This window comes from Stenotrophomonas sp. YJH_SMC_133 (genome assembly GCF_059370655.1).
Window position 1 is genome coordinate 268206 of record NZ_JCAFTW010000002.1, and the last position, 20608, is coordinate 288813.

A 20608-nucleotide genomic window follows, 5' to 3' on the forward strand; every position below is an offset into this window, starting at 1 on the left:
GGGTTTTTCACGGCCGTTGCAGGAGCAGTCGACTCACAGTCGACTCTACCAACCGCTCAGCCGCCAATGGCTATACTCGGGGCATGAAGATCCCCCATCGAAACGCCATCCTGATTCCGCTGGCAGCGGCTTCGCTGCTGTTCCTCGCCGCCTGCGGCAACAAGGGCCCGCTGGTACTGCCGCAGAAGCCGGTGCCGGTGGAAGAAACCGTCGAACCTGTTGCCGAGCCCGCTACCGAAGCGACCCCGGCGCAGACCGAAGGCAGCGGCACCCCGGCCACGACCGTGGAGCCGGCTGCACCGACCACGCAACCGGCGCCTGCGCCTGCGAAGAAGGTGGGCGGCGGGAATGAGTAAGGCCGGTTCCAAGGCCCTGCGCTTCAGCAAGATGCATGGCGCGGGCAATGATTTCGTAGTGATCGACCTGCGTGACGGCACCGCGCCGCCCACGCCTGAACTGGCCGCGCAGCTGGCCGACCGCCACACCGGCGTCGGCTGCGATCAGATCCTGACCATCGAAGCGCCGCGTGCGGAAGGCTCGGTGGCGTCGTACCGCATCTGGAATGCCGACGGCTCCAATTCCGAACAGTGCGGCAATGGCGCGCGCTGCATCGCCGCCTGGCTGGTGCGCGAAGGCAGTGCGCAGGGCGACCGCTTCGTCATCGACAGCCCGCTGGCCAGCCATGAGGTGGAAGTGCTGGGCGATGGCCAGTTCGCGGTGACCATGGGCGTGCCGGCGTTCGAGCCGGCCAACGTGCCGCTGGTGGGTTTCGCCCACGCGCGCGAGGAATACCTGCTGCCGCTGCAGGGCGAAAGCGTGCGTTTCGCTGCGGTGTCGATGGGCAACCCGCATGCAGTGATCGAAGTGGGCCTGATCGATGCTGCACCGGTCGAGCGCGTCGGTGCGCTGCTGCAGCAGCATGCCTCGTTCCCGCGCTCGGTGAACGTGGGCTTCGCCCAGGTGATGGGCCCGGCGCATGCACGTCTGCGTGTGAATGAACGCGGCGTCGGCGAAACCCTGGCCTGCGGCAGTGGCGCCTGCGCCGCTGCGGTGACCCTGATGCAGCGCGGCCGCCTGCAGCGTGATGCACGCATCAGCCTGCCCGGTGGTGACCTGCGCATCCAGTGGCCGGGCGATGGCCAGCCTGTGGTGATGGCCGGCCCGACCGCATTCGTCTTCGAAGGGGAGTGGATGGCATGACCGAAACCGTCGACAAGCTCGGGGCCCACGAAGTCGCTGCCTGGTTGCGGCGACATCCCGGCTTCCTCAAGCAGTTCCCGGACCTGGCCCTGACCCTGGTGGTGCCGCGTGACGACGGCCCGACCGCGTCGCTGGCCAGCTACCAGCTGGAGGTGCTGCGCGAGAAGAACCGCGAGCTGGCACGACGGTTGGCCGACCTGGGCGCGACTGCCCAGGTCAACGAACGCCTGGCGGTGCGCACGCACCAGCTGACCCTTGCGTTGATGAAGCAGGACAACGCCGCCGACACCCTGCGTGCGATGGCGGCCTCGCTGCAGGAAGATTTCGCCGGCGACCTGGTGCGATTGGTGGTGCACACGCCGGTGGCCGGGCTGGAACAGGCCGACTGGTTGCAGGTGATCGCCGCCGATGATCCGCAGCTGGGCCCGTTCCGCGACTGCCTGAAGGACGGCGAGCCGATCTGCGGCCGCCTGCAGCCGGAAAAGAATGCCGTGCTGTATGGCGTGCGCAGCGAGGAAGTGCAGACCACCGCGCTGCTGCCGTTGCCGGGCGTGGGCCTGATTGCGGTGGGCAGCCACGATCCGAACCGTTTCTATCCGGGCATGGGCACGCTGTTCCTGCGCATGATGGGCGACGCCCTGGTCGCCGGCCTGAAGCGCTTCCCGGGCTGAGCAGGACACGACGATGAGCGCGGTACAGGCCTTCCTGCAGCATCTGCAGGTAGAGCGGCGGATGTCGGCGCATACGCTCGATGCCTACCGCCGTGACCTGGACGCGCTGTCGGTCTGGGCCGAGCCGCGCGGTGTTGCGGTGGAGGCACTCGATGCCGACGCGCTGCGCCAGTTCGTCGCCGATGAGCACCGCCGTGGCCTGTCGGCCAAGAGCCTGCAGCGCCGCTTGTCCGCCTGCCGCAGCTTCTATGCCTGGCTGCTCAAGCACGGCCGCATCGAGGTCAGTCCTGCAGCAACGCTGAAGGCGCCGCGCGCGCCGCGCCGGTTGCCACAGGTCCTCGACGCCGATGAGGCCGTGCAGCTGGTCGAGCTGGAGCCGGAAGGTGAACTCGGCCGCCGTGACCGCGCGCTGCTGGAACTTTTTTATTCTTCCGGCCTGCGCCTGAGCGAAGTCTGCGCGCTGACCTGGCGCGATCTGGATTTCGACAGCGGGCTGGTCAACGTGCTGGGCAAGGGCAATCGGCAGCGCCGCGTGCCGTTCGGCCGGCCGGCGCGCGAAGCGCTGCAGGCGTGGCGCGCCGAAAGTGGCGGTGGTCCGGCCTCGCCGGTATTTCCCGGCCGCAACGGACCGATCAGCCAACGCGCGGTGCAGATCCGCATCCGCCAGCTGGCGCAGCGCCAGGGCCTGTTCAAGCACGTGCACCCGCACATGCTGCGGCACAGTTTCGCCAGCCATATCCTGGAATCATCCGGTGATCTGCGCGGCGTGCAGGAGCTGCTGGGCCATGCCGACATCGCCACCACCCAGATCTACACCCACCTGGATTTCCAGCACCTGGCCAAGGTCTACGACGCGGCGCATCCGCGCGCGAAGCGTCGAAGCAGCAGCGAGGGCAGCGGAGAAAGCTGAACGTTGCCCGTGCGGCAGCCGCTCGCGGGTGGCTTGAAGGGCGCAGGGCAGTCCCCACCTCTGGTTCTGTCACCCCGGAGGCATCATGGACCCCAGTCAGAACCCCAACGTTTTCCACGCCACCACCATCGTCTGCGTCCGTCGCGGCGAGCACGTGGCCATTGCCGGCGACGGCCAGGTCACGCTGGGCCACACCGTGATGAAGGGCAATGCGCGCAAGGTGCGCCGCCTCGGTCGTGATGGCCAGGTGCTGGCCGGCTTTGCCGGTGCCGCCGCCGATGCCTTCACCCTGTTCGAGCTGTTCGAGGCCAAGCTGGAAAAGCACGGCCAGTTGCAGCGCGCTGCGGTCGAACTGGCCAAGGATTGGCGCACCGAGCGCCGCCTCGGAAAGCTTGAAGCCCTGTTGGCCGTGGCCGACAAGGAAACCTCGCTGATCATCAGCGGCACCGGCGATGTGATCGAACCGGAGGACGGCATCATCGCCATCGGCTCGGGTGGTTCCTATGCGCTGTCGGCTGCACGCGCGTTGATGGCACACACCGAACTGGATGCGCGCACCATCGCCAGCGAAGCGATCGGCATTGCCGGCGATATCTGCATCTACACCAACCGCAACGTGGTGGTCGAGGAACTCTGAGGGTCGCGCCGGCTGCTGGCCGGCAACCTCATGATCCCCCACACGCGTGCCTGGTTGCCGGCCAGCGGCCGGCACGACCGACAACGAATTCGTGAGCACATCCATGTCGAAGATCGAAGTTTCCTCCGCCACCATGACCCCGCGCGAGATCGTGCAGGAACTGGACCGGCATATCGTGGGCCAGCACGACGCCAAGCGCGCCGTGGCCATCGCCCTGCGCAACCGCTGGCGCCGCATGCAGCTGGTGCCTGAGCTGCGCAATGAAGTGATGCCGAAGAACATCCTGATGATCGGCCCGACCGGCGTCGGCAAGACCGAGATCGCGCGTCGCCTGGCCACGCTGGCCAACGCGCCGTTCGTGAAGGTCGAAGCCACCCGCTTCACCGAAGTCGGCTACGTCGGCAAGGACGTCGAGCAGATCATCCGCGACCTGGCCGATACCGCAGTGAAGCTGTACCGCGAACAGGCCAAGGTGCGCGTGCGTACCCAGGCCGAGGAACGCGCCGAAGACCGCATCCTCGATGCGCTGCTGCCGCGCCGCAGCGGTGGCATCGGCTTCGATCCGGAAGTCGCCCGCAACGAACCGTCGGCGCAGGACAACGAGACCCGCATCAAGTTCCGCAAGATGCTGCGCAACGGTGAGCTGGACGAGCGCGAGATCGAACTCGACCTGGCCGCCAATGTCAGCATGGACATCATGACCCCGCCGGGCATGGAGGAAATGGGCCAGCAGCTGAAGTCGATGTTCGCCAACCTTGGCGGCGGCGCGAAGGCGCACAAGCGCACGCTGACCATCAAGGCCGCGCGACCGCTGCTGATCGAAGAAGAGGCCGGCAAGCTGGTCAACGAGGACGATATCCGCACTGCGGCGATCGAGGCCTGCGAGCAGCACGGCATCGTCTTCATCGACGAGATCGACAAGGTCGCCAAGCGTGGCGATAACGTGGGCGGCGGCGATGTCTCCCGCGAAGGCGTGCAGCGCGACCTGCTGCCGCTGGTGGAAGGCTCCAACGTGTCCACCAAGTACGGCACGATCAAGACCGACCACATCCTGTTCATTGCATCCGGTGCGTTCCACCTGGCCAAGCCCAGCGATCTGATTCCGGAGCTGCAGGGTCGCTTCCCGATCCGCGTTGAACTGGGTGCGCTGAGCAAGGGTGATTTCGTGCGCATCCTGACCGAGCCGAAGGCCGCGCTGACCAAGCAGTACGAAGCGCTGCTGGCTACCGAGGGCGTCAAGGTCAGCTTCACCGCCGACGCCATCGAGCGCCTGGCCGAAATCGCGTTCCAGGTGAACGAACGCCAGGAGAACATCGGTGCCCGTCGCCTGCATACGGTGCTGGAGCGCCTGCTGGATTCGCTCAGCTACGAGGCACCGGACCGCGATGGCGAAAGCCTGGCGATCGACAGCGCCTACGTCGACAAGCACCTGGGTGAGCTGGTGCAGGACCCGGACCTGAGCCGCTACATCCTGTAATGCCCGTTGGAGTCGGATCCCTCGCCCCAGCGAGGGCTCTGACTCCGCCCGCTGCAACAGAAAGGGCCGCCGCAGGGCGGCCATTTTCTTGTGCGGTCAGCGCGACTGCCGGGTGCGGTAGTCCCGCAGCACCTGGTCGATCACCGCACTGGTGCGGGCGGCGCTGATGCCGCTCGAGGGCGAACGGCCGTTGCCGCGCAGTTCGTCCACGAGGTGCGCGATCAACGGCTGCTGGACCGATGGCGGGTTCGGGATGTCGAATGCCTGCATGCCCGCTTCGGTCTCCAGAACCACTGGAACGTCCTCGAAGGTGGCAAAGCGCAGCTGCCCGCGGTCGCCGGTGATCTCGACCTCATCCTGGCGCCGGAACGCGCAGAAGCTCCATTGCGCGATGCCGTGCGCCCCACTGCCGGTACGGAAGCACATCGAGACACTGTCCTCGGCGGCGTAGGCGCCGGTCAGCGAACTGGCCAGGCCACGCACGTCGCCCAGCGGCCCCAATAGATGGTCGAGCAGGTCCAGGGTATGCGAGCCCAGATCGACGAACAGCCCGCCGCCGGCGATCGACGGATTGGTCCGCCAGAAGTCGGGCGATGCGGCATTCGCCGAATGCGGCCGATGCAGGGTGGCGCGCACGCTGCGCGGCGTTCCGATCGCGCCGTTGTCCAGCAGCTGCTTCACCTGTGCGAAGCGGGGCAGGGCACGGCGGTAGTAGGCCACGAACACGGGCACGCCGCTGCGGGCGCTGGCCGCGATGATGCGCTGGCACTCGTCGTGGTCCATGGCCATCGGCTTTTCGATGTAGACCGGCTTGCCCGCGGCGATCGCCTGCAGCGCGTAATGCATGTGCGTCGAGGGCGGCGTTGACACGTAGACCGCGTTCACTTCGGGATCGGCGATGAGTGCGTCGGCGTCGGCGTACCAGCGCGGAATCGCGTGGCGCCGCGCATAATCCTCGGCCAATCCCGCATTGCGGCGCATGACCGCTGCCACCCGTGAGCCGGGTGTGCTGGCCAGGGCGGGGCCGCTCTTCTTCTCGGTGACGCTGCCACAGCCGATGAAGCCCCACACCACGTTGTCCAGGATCACGGGGCTGTCCTCAGATGGGCGCGGCGGTGGCGGCAGCAGCGCCACTCACGCTTCGGGCAGCGGCTCGGGCACAGTGCCCGGCACGAACACGCCGTCCTTCACGTAGGCGGCCAGGGTCATGTCCAGTGCGAGCATGCCGTCGCGCTTGAGATCCATCAGGTCCGGTTCGACCATCGCCCCGTGCAGCACGCCCAGCACGGTGGCATGCAGCATGCGCGCGGCGATCTTGGGGTCGGCGCCTTCGCGCAGCTGGCCCAGATCGCGGGCGCGGCGCAGGGCACGCTCCATCCGGTCCAGCGCATCGCGGAATCCGGCCTGCTGCATTTCGGTCAGCACCCTGGTGTCGGCCGAGGCATCGCTGCGCAGCATGATCTCCATGGTCTTGCGCAGGCGCTCGTCTTCGGACAGCTCGATGAAGGAGTGGATCATCACCGCGCGCAGGTCGTGCACGGGGGTGTCGCGCTGGTCGGTGGAGGTGCGCTCCAGTTCCTGCATGAAGGGCAGGTGCACCCGTTCGACGATCGCGGCCAGCACCTCGCTCTTGTTCTTGAAGTGCCAGTAGACCGCGCCACGGGTATAGCCGGCGCGGGCGCCGATCATCTCCAGCGTGGTACGGGCCACGCCGTGTTCATGGAAGCAGGCTTCGGCGGCGTCAAGGATGCCTTCCCGGGTTGCCTGGGTGTCCTCTTTGGTCTTGCGGGCCATGTAGGTACGAGTGCGGGTGAAACGTGGCTGAATTGTACCGGTTTACAAACAAACAAGCATGTATGTATATTTCGCTCCCATCATTCCCGTCGTGTGCGTGGCAGGCCGGTCCGGCTCCCGCTCCACCCGGGTGGGCGCTGTTCTCACGGTCTTCACCTTTACCGGTCGAAGGGTCCGCCGTATCAGCGCCGGCTGAGATCCTTTCCTTCAAGAGCCTTTCCGTCATGTTGCTGAGCCGAATCCGACCCTTTGCACTGTCGCTGGCCATCGCCGCAGCCGTGGCTGCCTGCGGCGGCCAACCCCAGGCCCCCGAGCAGGGCCCGGGTGACGTCACCGTGGTCACGCTGAAGTCCGAGACCGTGGGCCTGACCCGCGAACTGCCGGGCCGTACCAACGCCTTCCTGGTCGCCGAAGTGCGCCCGCAGGTCAACGGCATCGTTGCCAAGCGCCTGTTCACCGAAGGCGGCATGGTCAAGGCCGGCGAGCCGCTCTACCAGATCGAGGACGCCAGCTACCGCGCCCAGGCCAACAGCGCCCGCGCCCAGCTGGCCCGCGCCGAAGCCACGGCCAACGCCGCGCGCCTGAGCGCCAAGCGCATCACCGAGCTGGCCAAGGTCGACGCGGTCAGCCAGCAGGATCTGGAAAACGCCGTGGCCGCGCAGAAGCAGGCCGAGGCCGATGTCGGTGCCGCCAGGGCCTCGCTGGATGCGGCCAACGTCACCCTCGGCTATGCCCGCATCACCGCGCCGATCAGCGGCCGCATCGGCAAGTCCAGCGTTACCCAGGGTGCGCTGGTCAGCGCCGGCCAGGCCAATGCACTGGCCACCGTGCAGCAGCTGGACCCGATCTACGTCGATCTGACCCAGTCCTCGGCCGAGCTGCTGCAGCTGCGCCGCGAACTGGCTGCCGGCCGCCTGCAGGACAACCAGACGCTGCCGGTCAGCATCCTGATGGAAGACGGCAGCACCTTCGAGCACAAGGGCACGCTGGAGTTCTCTGAAGTGAGCGTCGATCCAGCCACCGGCAGCTTCGGCCTGCGCGTGAAGGTGGACAACCCGGACGGCCTGCTGATGCCGGGCACCTACGTGCGCGCGGTGATCGGCGGCGGCGTGCGCAGCGATGCGGTGCTGGTACCGATGCAGGGCATCGCCCGCGATCCGAAGGGCGACACCACCGCGATGGTGGTCGGCAAGGACAACAAGGTCGAAGTGCGCCCGGTCAAGGTCAGCCGCACGGTCGGCGACAAGTGGCTGGTCGAGGACGGTCTGAAGGCCGGCGACAAGGTCATCGTCGAAGGCCTGCAGAAGATCGGCCCCGGCATGCCGGTCAAGGCCACCGAGAAGGGCGCTGCTCCGGCCAAGCCGGCAGCGGCCGCCCAGCCTGCCGCCCCGGCCGGCGACGCGAAGTAAGCGGAGAACCCCATGGCACGCTTTTTCATCGATCGACCCATCTTCGCGTGGGTGATCGCCATCATCATCATGCTCGCCGGCGGCCTGGCCCTGTTCAAGCTGCCGGTCTCGATGTACCCCAACGTCGCACCGCCGGCGGTGGAAATCAGCGCCACCTACCCGGGTGCATCGGCCAAGGTGGTCGAGGACTCGGTGACGCAGATCATCGAGCAGAACATGAAGGGCCTTGATGGCCTGATCTACTTCTCCTCCAACAGCTCGTCCAACGGCCAGGCCACCATCACCCTGACCTTCGAGAGCGGCACCAACCCGGACATCGCCCAGGTGCAGGTGCAGAACAAGCTGCAGCTGGCCATGCCGCTGCTGCCGCAGGAAGTGCAGCGGCAGGGCATCAACGTGGCCAAGTCCAGCTCGGGCTTCCTGAACGTCATCGCGTTCGTGTCCGAGAACGGCAGCATGGACGCCAACGACATCGCCGACTACGTCGGTTCCAATGTTGTCGATCGCCTGAGCCGCGTGCCAGGCGTGGGTAACATCCAGGTGTTCGGTGGCAAGTACGCCATGCGCATCTGGCTGGATCCGAACAAGCTGCATACCTATGGCCTGTCGGTTGCGGAAGTGACCGCAGCGATCAAGGCACAGAACGCGCAGGTGGCCATCGGCCAGCTTGGCGGTGCACCGTCGATCAAGGGCCAGCAGCTCAACGCCACCATCAACGCGCAGTCGCGCCTGCAGACCCCGGAACAGTTCCGCAACATCATCGTGCGCGGTGCGCAGGACGGTGCCGAGCTGCGCCTGGGGGATGTCGCCCGCGTCGAGCTGGGTGCCGAGTCCTACGACTTCGTCACCCGCTACAACGGCCAGCCGGCCAGCGGCCTGGCGGTGACCCTGGCCACCGGCGCCAACGCGCTGGATACCGCCGCCGGCGTGAATGCTGCGCTGGAAGACATGAAGAGCTTCTTCCCGGCCGGGCTGAAGGCCGAGGTTCCGTACGACACCACCCCGTTCGTGCGCGTGTCGATCAAGGGCGTGGTGCAGACCCTGATCGAAGCGATCGTGCTGGTGTTCGTGGTGATGTACCTGTTCCTGCAGAACTTCCGCGCCACCCTGATCCCGACCATCGCCGTGCCGGTGGTGCTGCTGGGTACCTTCGGCGTGCTGGCCATGCTCGGCTTCTCGGTGAACATGTTGACCATGTTCGCGATGGTGCTTGCGATCGGCCTGCTGGTGGACGATGCCATCGTGGTGGTGGAGAACGTCGAGCGCATCATGTCCGAGGAAGGACTGTCGCCGCTCGAGGCGACCCGCAAGTCGATGGGCCAGATCACCGGCGCGCTGGTGGGCATCGGCTTGGTGCTGTCGGCGGTGTTCGTGCCGATGGCCTTCATGAGTGGCTCCACCGGCGTGATCTACCGCCAGTTCTCGGCCACGATCGTCTCGGCGATGGCATTGTCGGTGCTGGTCGCGATCGTGCTGACCCCGGCGCTGTGCGCGACCATGCTCAAGCCGCTGAAGAAGGGTGAGCACCACGTCGCCCACCGCGGCCTGGCCGGTCGCTTCTTCAATGGCTTCAACCGTGGATTCGACCGCACCAGCGAAAGCTACCAGCGTGGCGTGCGCGGCATCATCCATCGCCCGTGGCGCTTCATGGGCATCGTGGCGGCGCTGTTCGTGCTGATGGGCGTGTTGTTCGTGCGCCTGCCCAGCTCATTCCTGCCCAACGAAGACCAGGGCGTGTTGATGGCGCTGGTGCAGGCCCCGGTGGGTGCCACCCAGGAACGTACGCTGGAATCGATCGCGGCACTGGAAAACCACTTCCTGCAGAACGAGAAGGATGCAGTGGACTCGGTGTTCTCGGTGCAGGGCTTCAGCTTCGCCGGCATGGGCCAGAACGCCGGCATGGCGTTCGTCAAGCTGAAGGACTGGAGCGAGCGTGACGCCAACAATGGCGTGATGCCGATCACCGGACGCGCGATGGCGGCCCTGGGCCAGATCAAGGATGCCTTCATCTTCGCCTTCCCGCCGCCGGCCATCCCGGAACTGGGCACCGCCTCGGGCTATACCTTCTTCCTGAAGGACAACAGCGGCCAGGGCCACGAGGCACTGGTGGCCGCGCGCAACCAGCTGCTCGGCCTCGCCGCCGGCAGCAAGAAGCTGGCCAACGTGCGCCCGAACGGCCAGGAGGACACGCCGCAGTTCCGCATCGACATCGACGCGGCCAAGGCGACCTCGCTGGGGCTGTCGATCGACCAGATCAACGGCACGCTGGCCGCCGCGTGGGGCAGCTCGTACATCGACGACTTCGTCGATCGTGGCCGCGTCAAGCGTGTGTTCGTGCAGGCCGACCAGCCTTTCCGCATGGTGCCGGAGGACTTCGATCTCTGGTCCGTGAAGAACGACAAGGGTGAAATGGTGCCGTTCAGTGCCTTCGCTACCAAGCACTGGGATTACGGTTCGCCGCGCCTGGAACGCTACAACGGTGTGTCGGCCATGGAAATCCAGGGCGAACCGGCCCCGGGTGTCGCCTCCGGTGATGCCATGGCCGAGATCGAACAGCTGGCCAAGCAGCTGCCGGCGGGCTTCGGCATCGAATGGACGGCGATGTCGTACCAGGAGCGCCAGGCTGGCTCGCAGACGCCACTGCTGTACACGCTCTCGCTGATGATCGTATTCCTGTGCCTGGCCGCGATGTACGAAAGCTGGAGCGTGCCGACCGCAGTGCTGCTGGCGGCCCCGCTGGGCATCCTCGGCGCGGTGCTGGCCAATACCTTCAAGGGCCTGGAACGCGATATCTACTTCCAGGTGGCGATGCTGACCACGGTGGGCCTGACCAGCAAGAACGCGATCCTGATCGTGGAGTTCGCCAAGGAGAACCTGGAGAAGGGCGCAGGCCTGATCGAATCGATCATGCATGCCGTGCGCGACCGCCTGCGTCCGATCGTGATGACCTCGCTGGCCTTCGGCATGGGCGTGGTACCGCTGGCGATCTCCACCGGTGCCGGTTCCGGCGCCAAGCAGGCGATCGGCACCGGCGTGCTCGGCGGCATGATCGTCGGCACCGTGCTCGGTGTGTTCTTCGTGCCGCTGTTCTTCGTGGTGGTGCAGCGCGTGTTCAAGCGCAAATCCACGACGTGACCTGAAACGGTCATGCCGGCCTCAGGCTGGCGTTGTCGAAACGGTAGTGCCGGCCGCTGGCCGGCATGACCTCCTGCCATCCGGCAGTACCGATGGAAGTCATTCCCATGAAAAGTGCATCCCTGTTCCTTTCCATTGCCGCTGTGCTCGCGCTCGCCGGCTGCTCCACCCTGGTGCCGAAGAACACCGCTGTCGCCCCGGCGATCCCGGCGCAGTGGCCGGCCGAAGCCGCGCAGGGCGAGGTGGCCGATGTCGCCGCCGTCGGCTGGCGCGACTTCTTCACCGATGCGCGCCTGCAGCAGGTGATCGACCAGTCGCTGCAGAACAACCGCGATCTGCGCGTGGCCGTGCTCAACGTTGAGCGCGCGCGCGGCCAGTACCGTGTGCAGCGCGCTGATCGCGTGCCCGGCGTGGCCGTTACCGGCCAGATGCAGCGCCAGGGCACCGACGCCGGTGTCAACGAACAGTTCACCGCCGGTGTCGGCGTGGCCGAGTTCGAGCTGGATCTGTTCGGCCGCGTGCGCAATCTCAGTGAAGCCGCGCTGCAGCAGTACTTCGCCGTCGCCGCCAACCGCCGCAACGCGCAGTTGAGCCTGGTGGCCGAGACGGCCACCGCATGGCTGACCTACGGTGCCGATGCGCAGCGGCTGAAGATCGCCGATGCCACGCTGAAGACCTACGAGGATTCGCTGCGCCTGGCCGAGGCCCGCCACGAACGTGGTGGCAGTTCGGCGCTGGAGCTGACCCAGACCCGTACCCTGGTCGAGACCGCGCGTACGGACGCCGCACGCCTGCGTGGCCAGCTGGCCCAGGACCGCAACGCGCTGGCGCTGCTGGCCGGTGGCCAGCTGGATCCGGCGCTGCTGCCGGACAGCATCGAGCCGCAGCTGCTTGCACTCGCACCGCCGCCGGCCGGCCTGCCCAGCGACGTGCTGCTGCAGCGCCCGGACATCATGGCCGCCGAACACCAGCTGCTGGCGGCCAACGCCAATATCGGTGCGGCACGCGCGGCGTTCTTCCCGAGCATCTCGCTGACCGGCAGCATCGGCAGTGGTTCGAGCGAACTGTCCAACCTGTTCGACAGCGGTACGCGCGTGTGGAGCTTCCTGCCGAAGATCACGCTGCCGATCTTCCAGGGCGGCAAGCTGCGCGCCAACCTGGCCATCGCCAACGCCGATCGTGATATCGCTCTGGCGCAGTACGAGAAGTCGATCCAGGTGGGCTTCCGCGAAACCGCCGATGCGCTGGCGTTGAATGTCAGCCTGGACGAGCAGGTGAGTTCACAGCAGCGCCTGGTGGAAGCGGCCGAACAGGCCAACCGCCTGTCGCAGGCGCGCTACGACGCGGGCCTGGACAGCTTCGTGACCCTGCTTGATGCGCGGCGTACGGCCTACAACGCACAACAGACCCAGCTGCAGGCGCAGCTGGCGCAGCAGGCCAACCGCATCACCCTGTACAAGGTGATGGGCGGTGGCTGGCACGAGCGCAGCTGAAGGACAGCCGGCCAGCGGCCGGCTCTACCCTGATGATCGATGGTAGTGCCGGCCGCTGGCCGGCATTGTCATTTCAGGACCTGCTACACCGCTTCATCGTCGCGCCGCGCTGCATGGCAGGCGCGCACCCGCGCGAGCGCATCGCCGGCTTCGCGCGCCATCTGCTCGTACTCGGCGCGGATCTCTTCCAGGCGCGCTTCGTCCAGTTCTTCCAGATCCAACAGTTCGTTGTTGGCTTCGGCCGTCGCCCGGATCAGCTCGTCCAGCTTGATCTGCATCGCGGCGGTGTCCGCGTTCTGCGTGTGCTGGATCAGGAACACCATCAGGAAGGTGATGATGGTGGTGCCGGTGTTGATCACCAGCTGCCAGGTGTCGTTGAAACCGAACACCGGGCCACTGATGCCCCAGATCACCACGATCGCTACTGCAGCCAGGAAGGTCCACGGCGAGCCGGTGGCGGCCGCGGCCTTCTTGGCGATCGTATTGAACAGGTTTCGTACTTTCATCGTCGTCGTCCCACTCAGGTGACGAGGATGATCGGCAGTGGCCCGTGCAGGCGCCGTGCAGCGGCGGTCAGGCGCGCATGCGCTGCAGCCGCGGTGCCTGCAGGCTGCGCACCGGACTGCTCTGGTAGACGTGCTGCCAGCAACGGTCGACGAATTCGCGGGCCTGGGCTTCACTCAGTCGCGGCATGATCTGCAGGGCGTACTGGGTCTGGAACATCTCGTCACGTTCGGCCTCGCTGGCGCGCGGCTGGGTGATCAGCGAATCGCAGGCAAACTTGATCCACGGCACGTACGAGCCGAACGAGTTGTGCGGCAGTGCGCCTTCGGCATGTTGGCGGCGCCAGTGATCCAGCTCGGCGTCAACGTTGATGACCGGAGGAATGGTGGGGACTTCAGCGTGCATGACAATCCAGTTCGGTTGAGTGGAAAGGGAGTGGGGGTTCATCGGAGTGTGGCGTATGTGGCGGTGCATGCCGCGTCAGCGCGATGTGGAGCTGGCGTTGGCATGTCCAATCAACTGCGCGTGCTCGACGGCACCGAGATCTTCGGCCAGGGTGGCCATCGCGTTGCACAGGCGCTCGTGGTCGAGCGGATGGCGACGGACCAGCTCCAGTTGCATGCGCTGGTAGGCGGTCCAGAACAACGCGCCGCGCCGGTGCAGTGCATATTGCTGCTGCAGGCGTTCGCGGATCGGGTCGAGGATCGAGTCTGGTGCAGGTCGTACGGCGTGCGCGCACATGGCTGGCTCCGCCGGGGAAAGAAGTCCCGGTAACCCCACCCTAGGCGCGGCAGCCGGGCGGGGTGTTATCGCAGCGTGTGCACGTTGCGCAGCTGACTGTGCACTGGTTCACGGCAATGGCCGCAAACGCTGCCGGCACTAGGGCGCGCCGGCACTGAAGCGTTCATTAAACGGGTTCAACAGGACACTGCGTGGTGATCATTCACCGATGTCTTCATTCCAGATCTCCGGGTGCTGCGCAATGAAGCCGCCCAGCAGGTCCACGCATTCCTGGCTGTCCAGGTCGATCACGTTGACGCCATTTTCCCGCAACCAGTCGATGCCGCCCTGGAAGGTGCGCGATTCGCCCACCACCACGGTGCCGATGTTGAACTGGCGCACCAGGCCAGAGCAGTACCAGCACGGTGCCAGGGTGGTGACCATGATCGTGTCCTGGTAACGGCGCTGGCGGCCGGCCTTGCGGAACGCATCGGTCTCGCCGTGCACCGACGGGTCGCCTTCCTGCACGCGGCGGTTGTGGCCGCAGCCAAGCAGGCGGCCGTCGTTGTGGTACAGGGCCGCGCCGATCGGCACGCCGCCCTCGGCCAGGCCCTGGCGGGCTTCGGCGATGGCGGTCTGCAGCAGGGCCTGGTAGTCGGGCGTGGTGATCATGCGGGGCTCCGGTAAGTCGTGGCCCGCCATGATACGGGCAGGGGGTGCCGCTGGCCCCCGGCGGTGCGATAATCGGGGCCATGAGCGAATCCCCCTACAAAGCCGGTACCACCCATTTCGGGTTCCGCGACGTCGCCGCCAAGGACAAGCAGAAGCTGGTCGGCCAGGTGTTCACCTCGGTCGCGCGCAACTACGACCTGATGAACGACCTGATGAGCCTGGGCGTGCACCGGGCGTGGAAGCGCTACTACGTGGCCACCGCGCAGGTGAAGCCGGGCGACCGCGTGCTCGATCTGGCGGGCGGCACCGGCGACATCGCCGCCCTGCTGAAGGAGCGCGTCGGCGCCGAGGGCTCGGTGGTGCTGGGCGACATCAACGCCGGCATGCTGTCGGTCGGCCGTGACCGCCTGACCAACCGCGGCCTGGTGCTGGGCCTGGACTACGTGCAGTGCAACGCCGAGGCCCTGCCGTTCCCGGACAACAGCTTCGACCTGGTCACCATCGCCTTCGGCCTGCGCAACGTGACCGACAAGGACGCTGGCCTGCGCGAGATGTACCGCGTGCTGAAGGTCGGCGGCCAGGCCCGCGTGCTGGAGTTCTCCGAAGTCACCGCGGACTGGTTCAAGCCGATCTACGACTTCCACTCGTTCAAGATCCTGCCGAAGCTGGGCAAGCTGTTCGCCAATGACTCGGACAGCTACCAGTACCTGGCCGAGAGCATCCGCAAGCACCCGCCGCAGGATGAACTGAAGGCGATGATGGGGCAGGCCGGGTTCGAGCGCTGCCACTACAAGAACCTGACCGGCGGCATCGTTTCGATCCACTCCGGCTACAAGCTGTAAACCCTGCTCTGGTGGGTGCCAACCTTGGTTGGTGCTCGCCCGCTGCGGTGATCCGCTCTGGTGGGTGCCGACCTTGGTCGGCACGGGCCTGCCGCATGCGTTGATGGGTCCGTGCCAACCAAGGTTGGTACCTGCCTGTAGATGCCGACATTGGTTGGCATGCGCCCGAGGCGCAGGATCGGCTTGCCTGCCATTACCCCGCACCGCGCAACGCCTGCCGGGCCGGAGGGAGGTACCATTGGGGTTTGATCCCCGTAACGGTCCCGATTCATGCGTAATCCGCTGATGCTCCTTCCGCTGGCCGTGGCCCTGGCCGCCGGCTGCTCCCAGGAGGCGGCCGCGCCCGCCGCCGCCCCGACTGCCGCAAAGGCCCCTGCCGCCCCCGTGAACGCCGAGAACCGCAGCCACGACGAAAGCTCGTACGCCGAGCCGGACAAGGTCGTCATCAAGGACATCGCGCTGGATCTGAAGCTCGACTTCGACCAGAAGCAGATTGGCGGCACCGCCACCTACACCCTGGAATGGAAGCAGAAGGACGCCAGGCAGCTGGTGCTCGACACCCGCGAGCTGACCGTGTCCGAGGTCGAGGCCGTCGCCGCCGATGGCGCGCGCAGCCCGCTGGAGTTCGAGCTGGCCGCCGCTGACAAGGTGTTCGGCAGCAAGCTGACCATCGAGGCCCCGGAACAGCCGGCCAAGGTGGAAGTGACCTACCACACCGCGCCGACCGCCTCGGGCCTGCAGTGGCTGGCACCGTCGATGACCGAGGGCAAGAAGCTGCCCTTCATGTTCAGCCAGTCGCAGGCCATCCACGCCCGTTCCTGGGTGCCGCTGCAGGACACCCCGAGCGTGCGCTTCACCTACAGCGCGCACGTGGTCTCGCGCCCGGACGTGATGGTGCTGATGAGCGCCGACAACGACCCGAAGGCCGCGCGTGACGGTGACTACACCTTCAAGATGCCGCAGCCGATTCCGTCCTACCTGCTGGCCATCGCGGCCGGCGACCTGGTGTTCGAGCCGATCTCCGGCCGCTCCGGCGTCTGGGCCGAGCCGACCATGGTCAACAAGGCCGCCAAGGAATTCGAAGACACCGAGAAGATGATCGGTGCCGCCGAGAAGCTGTACGGCGAATACCGCTGGGGCCGCTACGACATGCTGGTGCTGCCGCCGTCGTTCCCGTTCGGCGGCATGGAAAACCCGCGCCTGACCTTCGCCACCCCGACCGTGATCGTCGGCGACAAGTCGCTGGTCTCGCTGGTGGCCCACGAACTGGCGCACAGCTGGTCGGGCAACCTGGTGACCAACGCCAGCTGGAAGGACATCTGGCTCAATGAAGGCTTCACCACCTACGTCCAGGGCCGCATCACCGAAGCCCTGTACGGCAAGGAGATGGCCGAGATGGAGAAGCAGATCGACCAGACCGACCTGCTGGCCGAAGTGAAGGACATGAGCCCGGCTGACCAGGCACTGGCGCTGCCGCCGCTGAACGAGCGTGATCCCGACGAAGCGCTCAGCCAGGTCGCCTACGTCAAGGGTTCGTGGTTCCTGGAGTTCCTGGAGCAGCGCTTCGGCCGCGAGACCTTCGATCCGTTCCTGCGGGGCTGGTTCGATGACCACGCCTTCCAGAGCGCGAACACCGACCAGTTCGTCGCGTACATGAAGAAGAACCTGCTGCCGAAGAATCCGTCGGCCGTGACCGAGGCCGAACTGAAGGCGTGGCTGGACGAGCCGGGCATCCCGGCGTTCGCGGCCAAGGCGCAGTCGCGCAACTTCAGCAGCGTCGATACCGCGCGCATCGCATTCGCCAGCGCCGGTACCGTGCCCAGCAGCCAGGTCATCGCCGACTGGAGCACCCAGGAATGGGTGCGCTTCATCGACGGCCTCGGTGCGACCCAGCCGCTGGACAAGCTGGCCACGCTGGACAAGGCCTTCCACTTCACCGGCACCCCCAATGGCGAGATCGCCATGCGCTGGTACCCGCTGGCGATCCGCAGCGGCTACGAGCAGGCCAATGAAGGGGCGGCTGCATTCATCGAGCGCGTCGGCCGTCGCAAGCTGATCCTGCCGATCTACGCCGAACTGGTGAAGACCCCGAAGGGTCTGGAACTGGCCAAGCAGGCCTTCGAAAAGGCCAAGCCGGGCTACCACCCGATCACCACCGCCTCGGTCCAGGACATGCTGGCCAAGGCTGAAGCCAAGTAAGCGGTAGTGCCGGCCGCTGGCCGGCAACCGGTCACTGCTTCACCACCAACGGCGGGGAAACCCGCCGTTGGTGTATCCGCTTTTCGCTGCCGATAGAATCGGGATGCACTCGCATAGGACCTCCGCCATGAAACGACTGATCCTGCTCACCGCCTGCACCCTGGCCCTGGCCGCCTGCAGCAACCCGGAAGAGGAACGCAAGGCGCAGGAAGCCGCTGCGGCCGCCGCGCAGGCGCAGAAGGAGGCCAAGGCCGAAGACGTGGCCAAGCAGTACGACATGGCCGTGGCCGCGCAGGACTGGGAACGCGCGCGCCTGCATGGTGCCTCGCTGCTGGACCAGTACAAGGACACCGCCGCCGCCGAGCGCATAGCCGCAGGCTTCGACGAGGTCAAGGCCAAGGGCGACGCCGCGCGCGACCTGCGCCGCATGCAGGGGCTATGGCAGTACAACCAGATTCCGGTGGGCAGCAAGGGCAACCAGGTCTCGGCGCAGATCTACAGCAAGGAACGGGTGGACGTGGATGGCAGCGGCGCCAAACCGGTGCAGCTGGTGTTCCGCGATCATCCGGAGTGGAAGCGGCATGCCTACCTGGTGCTGCAGGCCGGTGATTTCCGTTGCCCGCAATGCACGGTGAAAGTGACCGTGGATGACGGCAAGCCGGTACCAATGGCGGCCTGGCGCCCGAAGACTGATGAAGCCATCGCCCTGTTCATCACCGATCAGAAGGCACTGTGGAAGCTGGCGCGCAAGGGCAAGTCGATCAGCATCGAGTTCCCGGTCAAGGCCGGTGGCACGCGCACGGCCGTGTTCGAAACCGGCGGTGTCGACGCCAGCCGCATGCCGCAATGGTGGCAGTGAGGGTTGCGACGGGCAGCGCAGTGCACGCGTTGTCCGCGATCCGGCACTGGGTGTTCGACATGGACGGCACACTGACGGTGGCCGTGCATGACTTCGCCGCGATCCGCCGCGCGCTGGAGATCGCCGCGGAGGAAGACATCCTCGACCATATCGCGGCATTGCCCGACGCACCGGCGCAGGCCAAGCGCGCGTGGCTGCTGGATCACGAGCGCGCCCTGGCCGAGGACGCGCTGCCAGCGCCGGGGGCGGTGAAGCTGCTGCGCGCGCTGGCGGCGGCGGGTTGCCGGCTGGGCATCCTGACCCGCAACGACCATGCGCTGGCGAAGCTGACGCTGGAGGCGATCGGGGTCGGGGCGTTGTTCGACGACGCCGACATCATCGGCCGCGATGAAGCGGTGCCCAAGCCCTCGCCGGATGGCCTGCAGCAGCATCTTCGTCGCTGGGGCATCGGGGCTGCGCACGCGGTGATGGTCGGTGACCACGCTTACGACCTGGAGTGCGGTCGTGCCGCGGGCGCCCACACCGTGCTGGTCAACCTGCCGGAGAACCCATGGCCGGGCCGGGCCGACTGGCATTTCGCCGATTGCCGCGCCTTGCTGGCGGCCTGGCAGCAGAAGGGGTAGTGCCGGCCGCTGGCCGGCAGTGTCGACCAAGGTCGACACCTACCAGAACACCCGTGGCCAGGCTGGCGGCCTGGCAGCAGAAGGGGTAGTGCTGGCCGCTGGCCGGCAGTGTCGACCAAGGTCGACACCTACCAGAACACCCGTGGCCAGGCTGGCGGCCTGGCAGAAGGGGTAGTGCCGGCCGCTGGCCGGCAGTGTCGACCAAGGTCGACACCTACCAACAGCATTCCCAGCAGCGCATCGGGTGGAAAGCCCCCTTGTTGTTCAAGGGGGCGCGCCGAAGGCGCGGGGACAAGGTGGGATGCGCGGGCAGTTCGTTTACGCGCCCAGCGCGTAACCGAACTGCTGCTTGAACTGCTCGTTGAACTCATCGAAGGTGAAGCGCTGGTTCTGCGTGCCCGGGTGCTCGACCTTCAGCGCGCCCATCAGGTTGCCCATGCGGCCGATGGTCAGCCAGTCGTAGCCCTTCTGGATGCCGTAGATCAGGCCGGCGCGGAAGGCGTCACCACAGCCGGTCGGATCGACCACGCGGCGCTCGTGCGCCGGCGGGATGTCGTAGCTCTTTTCCGGGGTGTGGATGACCGCACCCTTCGGGCCACGGGTGGTGATGTAGGCCTTGACCCGGCTGACGATCTCCTTCTCATCCCAGCCGGTGCGCTCCTGCAGCAGGTTCGACTCGTAGTCGTTGACCACCACGTAGTCGGCCTGATCGATGAAGGCGCGCAGCTCGGGGCCGTTGAACAGCGGCATGGCCTGGCCCGGGTCGAAGATGAACGGAATGCCGTCCTCGTGGAATTCCTGTGCGTTCTGGATCATGCCTTCGCGGCCGTCCGGGCCGACCAGGCCCAGGGTCACGCCCGGTACGCCACGCACGTGGTTCTCGTAGGAGCGCATCATCGCGCCCGGGTGGAAGGCGGTGATCTGGTTGTTGTCGTGGTCGGTGGTGATGAACGCCTGCGGGGTGAACAGCTCATCGATCACGCGCACGCGCGACAGGTCGATGCCCAGGCCTTCGAAGTATTCGCGGTACGGGCCGAAGTCCGAACCCACGGTGCCCATCGGGATCGGCTGGCCGCCCAGCAGGTGCAGGTTGTAGGCGATGTTGCCGGCGCAGCCGCCGAACTCGCGGCGCATGCGCGGCACGAGGAAGGACACGTTCAGGATGTGCACCTTGTCCGGCAGGATGTGATTCTTGAACTGGTCCGGGAACACCATGATGGTGTCGAAGGCAAGAGAACCACAGATCAGAGCGGACATCGATGTAAGCCTATGCGGTGAATTTTGGGGTGGGCCGGCCCGGTTCAGCGGGCAAGCAAACGGCGCCCTTGGGCGCCCGACGGCGCAAAGGTTACCCGCTGGTGCCGCTCAGGGCCAGAACCGGGTGATGCCCGATCAGGCCGAAAGCCTGTGAAGACGCGGGTTCAGCTAGTTTTTTCCTTGCTCGGCGGCAGGCGGGTTGCTAG

General features: G+C 66.6%; 20 protein-coding genes. 13 read left to right on the top strand and 7 right to left on the bottom strand.

Annotation, left to right across the window (positions count from 1 at the left end; genetic code table 11):
* Positions 1 to 83 precede the first annotated feature (83 nt).
* From lptM to hslU, 6 genes are all read left to right on the top strand, one after another.
* Positions 84 to 356, top strand: coding sequence for an LPS translocon maturation chaperone LptM (lptM, locus tag AC5P78_RS03775; protein WP_005411097.1), 273 nt, complete (start codon positions 84 to 86; stop codon positions 354 to 356).
* Positions 349 to 1200: a diaminopimelate epimerase gene (dapF, locus tag AC5P78_RS03780; RefSeq protein ID WP_033834522.1), complete on the top strand. Its 852-nt coding sequence runs from the start codon at positions 349 to 351 to the stop codon at positions 1198 to 1200. The genes lptM and dapF overlap by 8 nt, the downstream gene beginning before the upstream one ends.
* Positions 1197 to 1871 carry a DUF484 family protein gene (locus AC5P78_RS03785; RefSeq protein ID WP_005411095.1) on the top strand — a complete coding sequence of 225 codons (675 nt, stop codon included), beginning with the start codon at positions 1197 to 1199 and terminating at the stop codon, positions 1869 to 1871. The genes dapF and AC5P78_RS03785 overlap by 4 nt, the downstream gene beginning before the upstream one ends.
* Positions 1872 to 1884: 13 nt before the next feature.
* Complete coding sequence (xerC, locus tag AC5P78_RS03790) at positions 1885 to 2781, top strand: tyrosine recombinase XerC (protein WP_005411094.1); 897 nt, start codon at positions 1885 to 1887, stop codon at positions 2779 to 2781.
* 85 nt (positions 2782 to 2866) lie between these two features.
* Positions 2867 to 3418 (top strand): ATP-dependent protease subunit HslV, encoded by a 552-nt coding sequence (hslV, locus tag AC5P78_RS03795; protein WP_005411093.1) that lies wholly within the window; start codon positions 2867 to 2869, stop codon positions 3416 to 3418.
* Between the two features lie 103 nt (positions 3419 to 3521).
* The gene (gene hslU / locus AC5P78_RS03800; RefSeq protein ID WP_005414521.1) at positions 3522 to 4895 is read left to right on the top strand and encodes an ATP-dependent protease ATPase subunit HslU; all 1374 of its coding nucleotides are present in this window, start codon (positions 3522 to 3524) and stop codon (positions 4893 to 4895) included.
* A gap of 96 nt (positions 4896 to 4991) precedes the next feature.
* On the opposite strand, the gene AC5P78_RS03805 is transcribed toward hslU, so the two are convergent.
* Positions 4992 to 5984: a Gfo/Idh/MocA family protein gene (locus tag AC5P78_RS03805; RefSeq protein ID WP_065183237.1), complete on the bottom strand. Its 993-nt coding sequence runs from the start codon at positions 5982 to 5984 to the stop codon at positions 4992 to 4994.
* A 45-nt stretch (positions 5985 to 6029) separates the two neighbouring features.
* A complete protein-coding gene (smeT, locus tag AC5P78_RS03810) occupies positions 6030 to 6689 on the bottom strand; it encodes an efflux transporter SmeDEF transcriptional repressor SmeT (protein WP_005411090.1) in 660 nt (219 codons plus the stop codon).
* A gap of 224 nt (positions 6690 to 6913) precedes the next feature.
* On the opposite strand from smeT, the gene smeD reads away from it, so the two are divergent.
* From smeD to smeF, 3 genes are all read left to right on the top strand, one after another.
* On the top strand, positions 6914 to 8098 hold the full coding sequence (gene smeD / locus AC5P78_RS03815) for a multidrug efflux RND transporter periplasmic adaptor subunit SmeD (RefSeq protein WP_005411089.1): 1185 nt from the start codon (positions 6914 to 6916) through the stop codon (positions 8096 to 8098).
* A gap of 12 nt (positions 8099 to 8110) precedes the next feature.
* A complete protein-coding gene (gene smeE / locus AC5P78_RS03820; protein WP_005411088.1) occupies positions 8111 to 11233 on the top strand; it encodes a multidrug efflux RND transporter permease subunit SmeE in 3123 nt (1040 codons plus the stop codon).
* Positions 11234 to 11325: 92 nt separating this feature from the next.
* Positions 11326 to 12726, top strand: a complete 1401-nt coding sequence (gene smeF, locus AC5P78_RS03825) for a multidrug efflux RND transporter outer membrane subunit SmeF (RefSeq protein ID WP_012481298.1) — start codon at positions 11326 to 11328, stop codon at positions 12724 to 12726.
* A gap of 83 nt (positions 12727 to 12809) precedes the next feature.
* Here smeF and AC5P78_RS03830 read toward each other — a convergent pair whose 3' ends face one another.
* From AC5P78_RS03830 to AC5P78_RS03845, 4 genes are all read right to left on the bottom strand, one after another.
* A complete protein-coding gene (locus tag AC5P78_RS03830) occupies positions 12810 to 13232 on the bottom strand; it encodes a low affinity iron permease family protein (RefSeq protein ID WP_005411086.1) in 423 nt (140 codons plus the stop codon).
* Between the two features lie 67 nt (positions 13233 to 13299).
* Positions 13300 to 13635: a hypothetical protein gene (locus AC5P78_RS03835; RefSeq protein ID WP_005411085.1), complete on the bottom strand. Its 336-nt coding sequence runs from the start codon at positions 13633 to 13635 to the stop codon at positions 13300 to 13302.
* A 75-nt stretch (positions 13636 to 13710) separates the two neighbouring features.
* A complete protein-coding gene (locus AC5P78_RS03840) occupies positions 13711 to 13971 on the bottom strand; it encodes a hypothetical protein (RefSeq protein ID WP_060381179.1) in 261 nt (86 codons plus the stop codon).
* Positions 13972 to 14169: 198 nt separating this feature from the next.
* Positions 14170 to 14622, bottom strand: a complete 453-nt coding sequence (locus AC5P78_RS03845; RefSeq protein ID WP_005411083.1) for a nucleoside deaminase — start codon at positions 14620 to 14622, stop codon at positions 14170 to 14172.
* Positions 14623 to 14702: 80 nt separating this feature from the next.
* On the opposite strand from AC5P78_RS03845, the gene ubiE reads away from it, so the two are divergent.
* The 4 genes from ubiE to AC5P78_RS03865 all read left to right on the top strand — a co-directional run bounded on the left by ubiE (position 14703) and on the right by AC5P78_RS03865 (position 19145).
* Positions 14703 to 15464, top strand: a complete 762-nt coding sequence (gene ubiE / locus AC5P78_RS03850; protein ID WP_005411082.1) for a bifunctional demethylmenaquinone methyltransferase/2-methoxy-6-polyprenyl-1,4-benzoquinol methylase UbiE — start codon at positions 14703 to 14705, stop codon at positions 15462 to 15464.
* 270 nt (positions 15465 to 15734) lie between these two features.
* Positions 15735 to 17663, top strand: coding sequence for a M1 family metallopeptidase (locus tag AC5P78_RS03855; protein WP_262248332.1), 1929 nt, complete (start codon positions 15735 to 15737; stop codon positions 17661 to 17663).
* 127 nt (positions 17664 to 17790) lie between these two features.
* On the top strand, positions 17791 to 18522 hold the full coding sequence (locus AC5P78_RS03860) for a hypothetical protein (RefSeq protein WP_005411080.1): 732 nt from the start codon (positions 17791 to 17793) through the stop codon (positions 18520 to 18522).
* Positions 18510 to 19145: an HAD family hydrolase gene (locus AC5P78_RS03865; RefSeq protein ID WP_099484352.1), complete on the top strand. Its 636-nt coding sequence runs from the start codon at positions 18510 to 18512 to the stop codon at positions 19143 to 19145. Before AC5P78_RS03860 ends, AC5P78_RS03865 begins: the two co-directional genes overlap by 13 nt.
* Before the next feature lie 318 nt (positions 19146 to 19463).
* On the opposite strand, the gene AC5P78_RS03870 is transcribed toward AC5P78_RS03865, so the two are convergent.
* The gene (locus AC5P78_RS03870; protein ID WP_005411078.1) at positions 19464 to 20402 is read right to left on the bottom strand and encodes a carbohydrate kinase family protein; all 939 of its coding nucleotides are present in this window, start codon (positions 20400 to 20402) and stop codon (positions 19464 to 19466) included.
* Positions 20403 to 20608 lie beyond the last annotated feature (206 nt).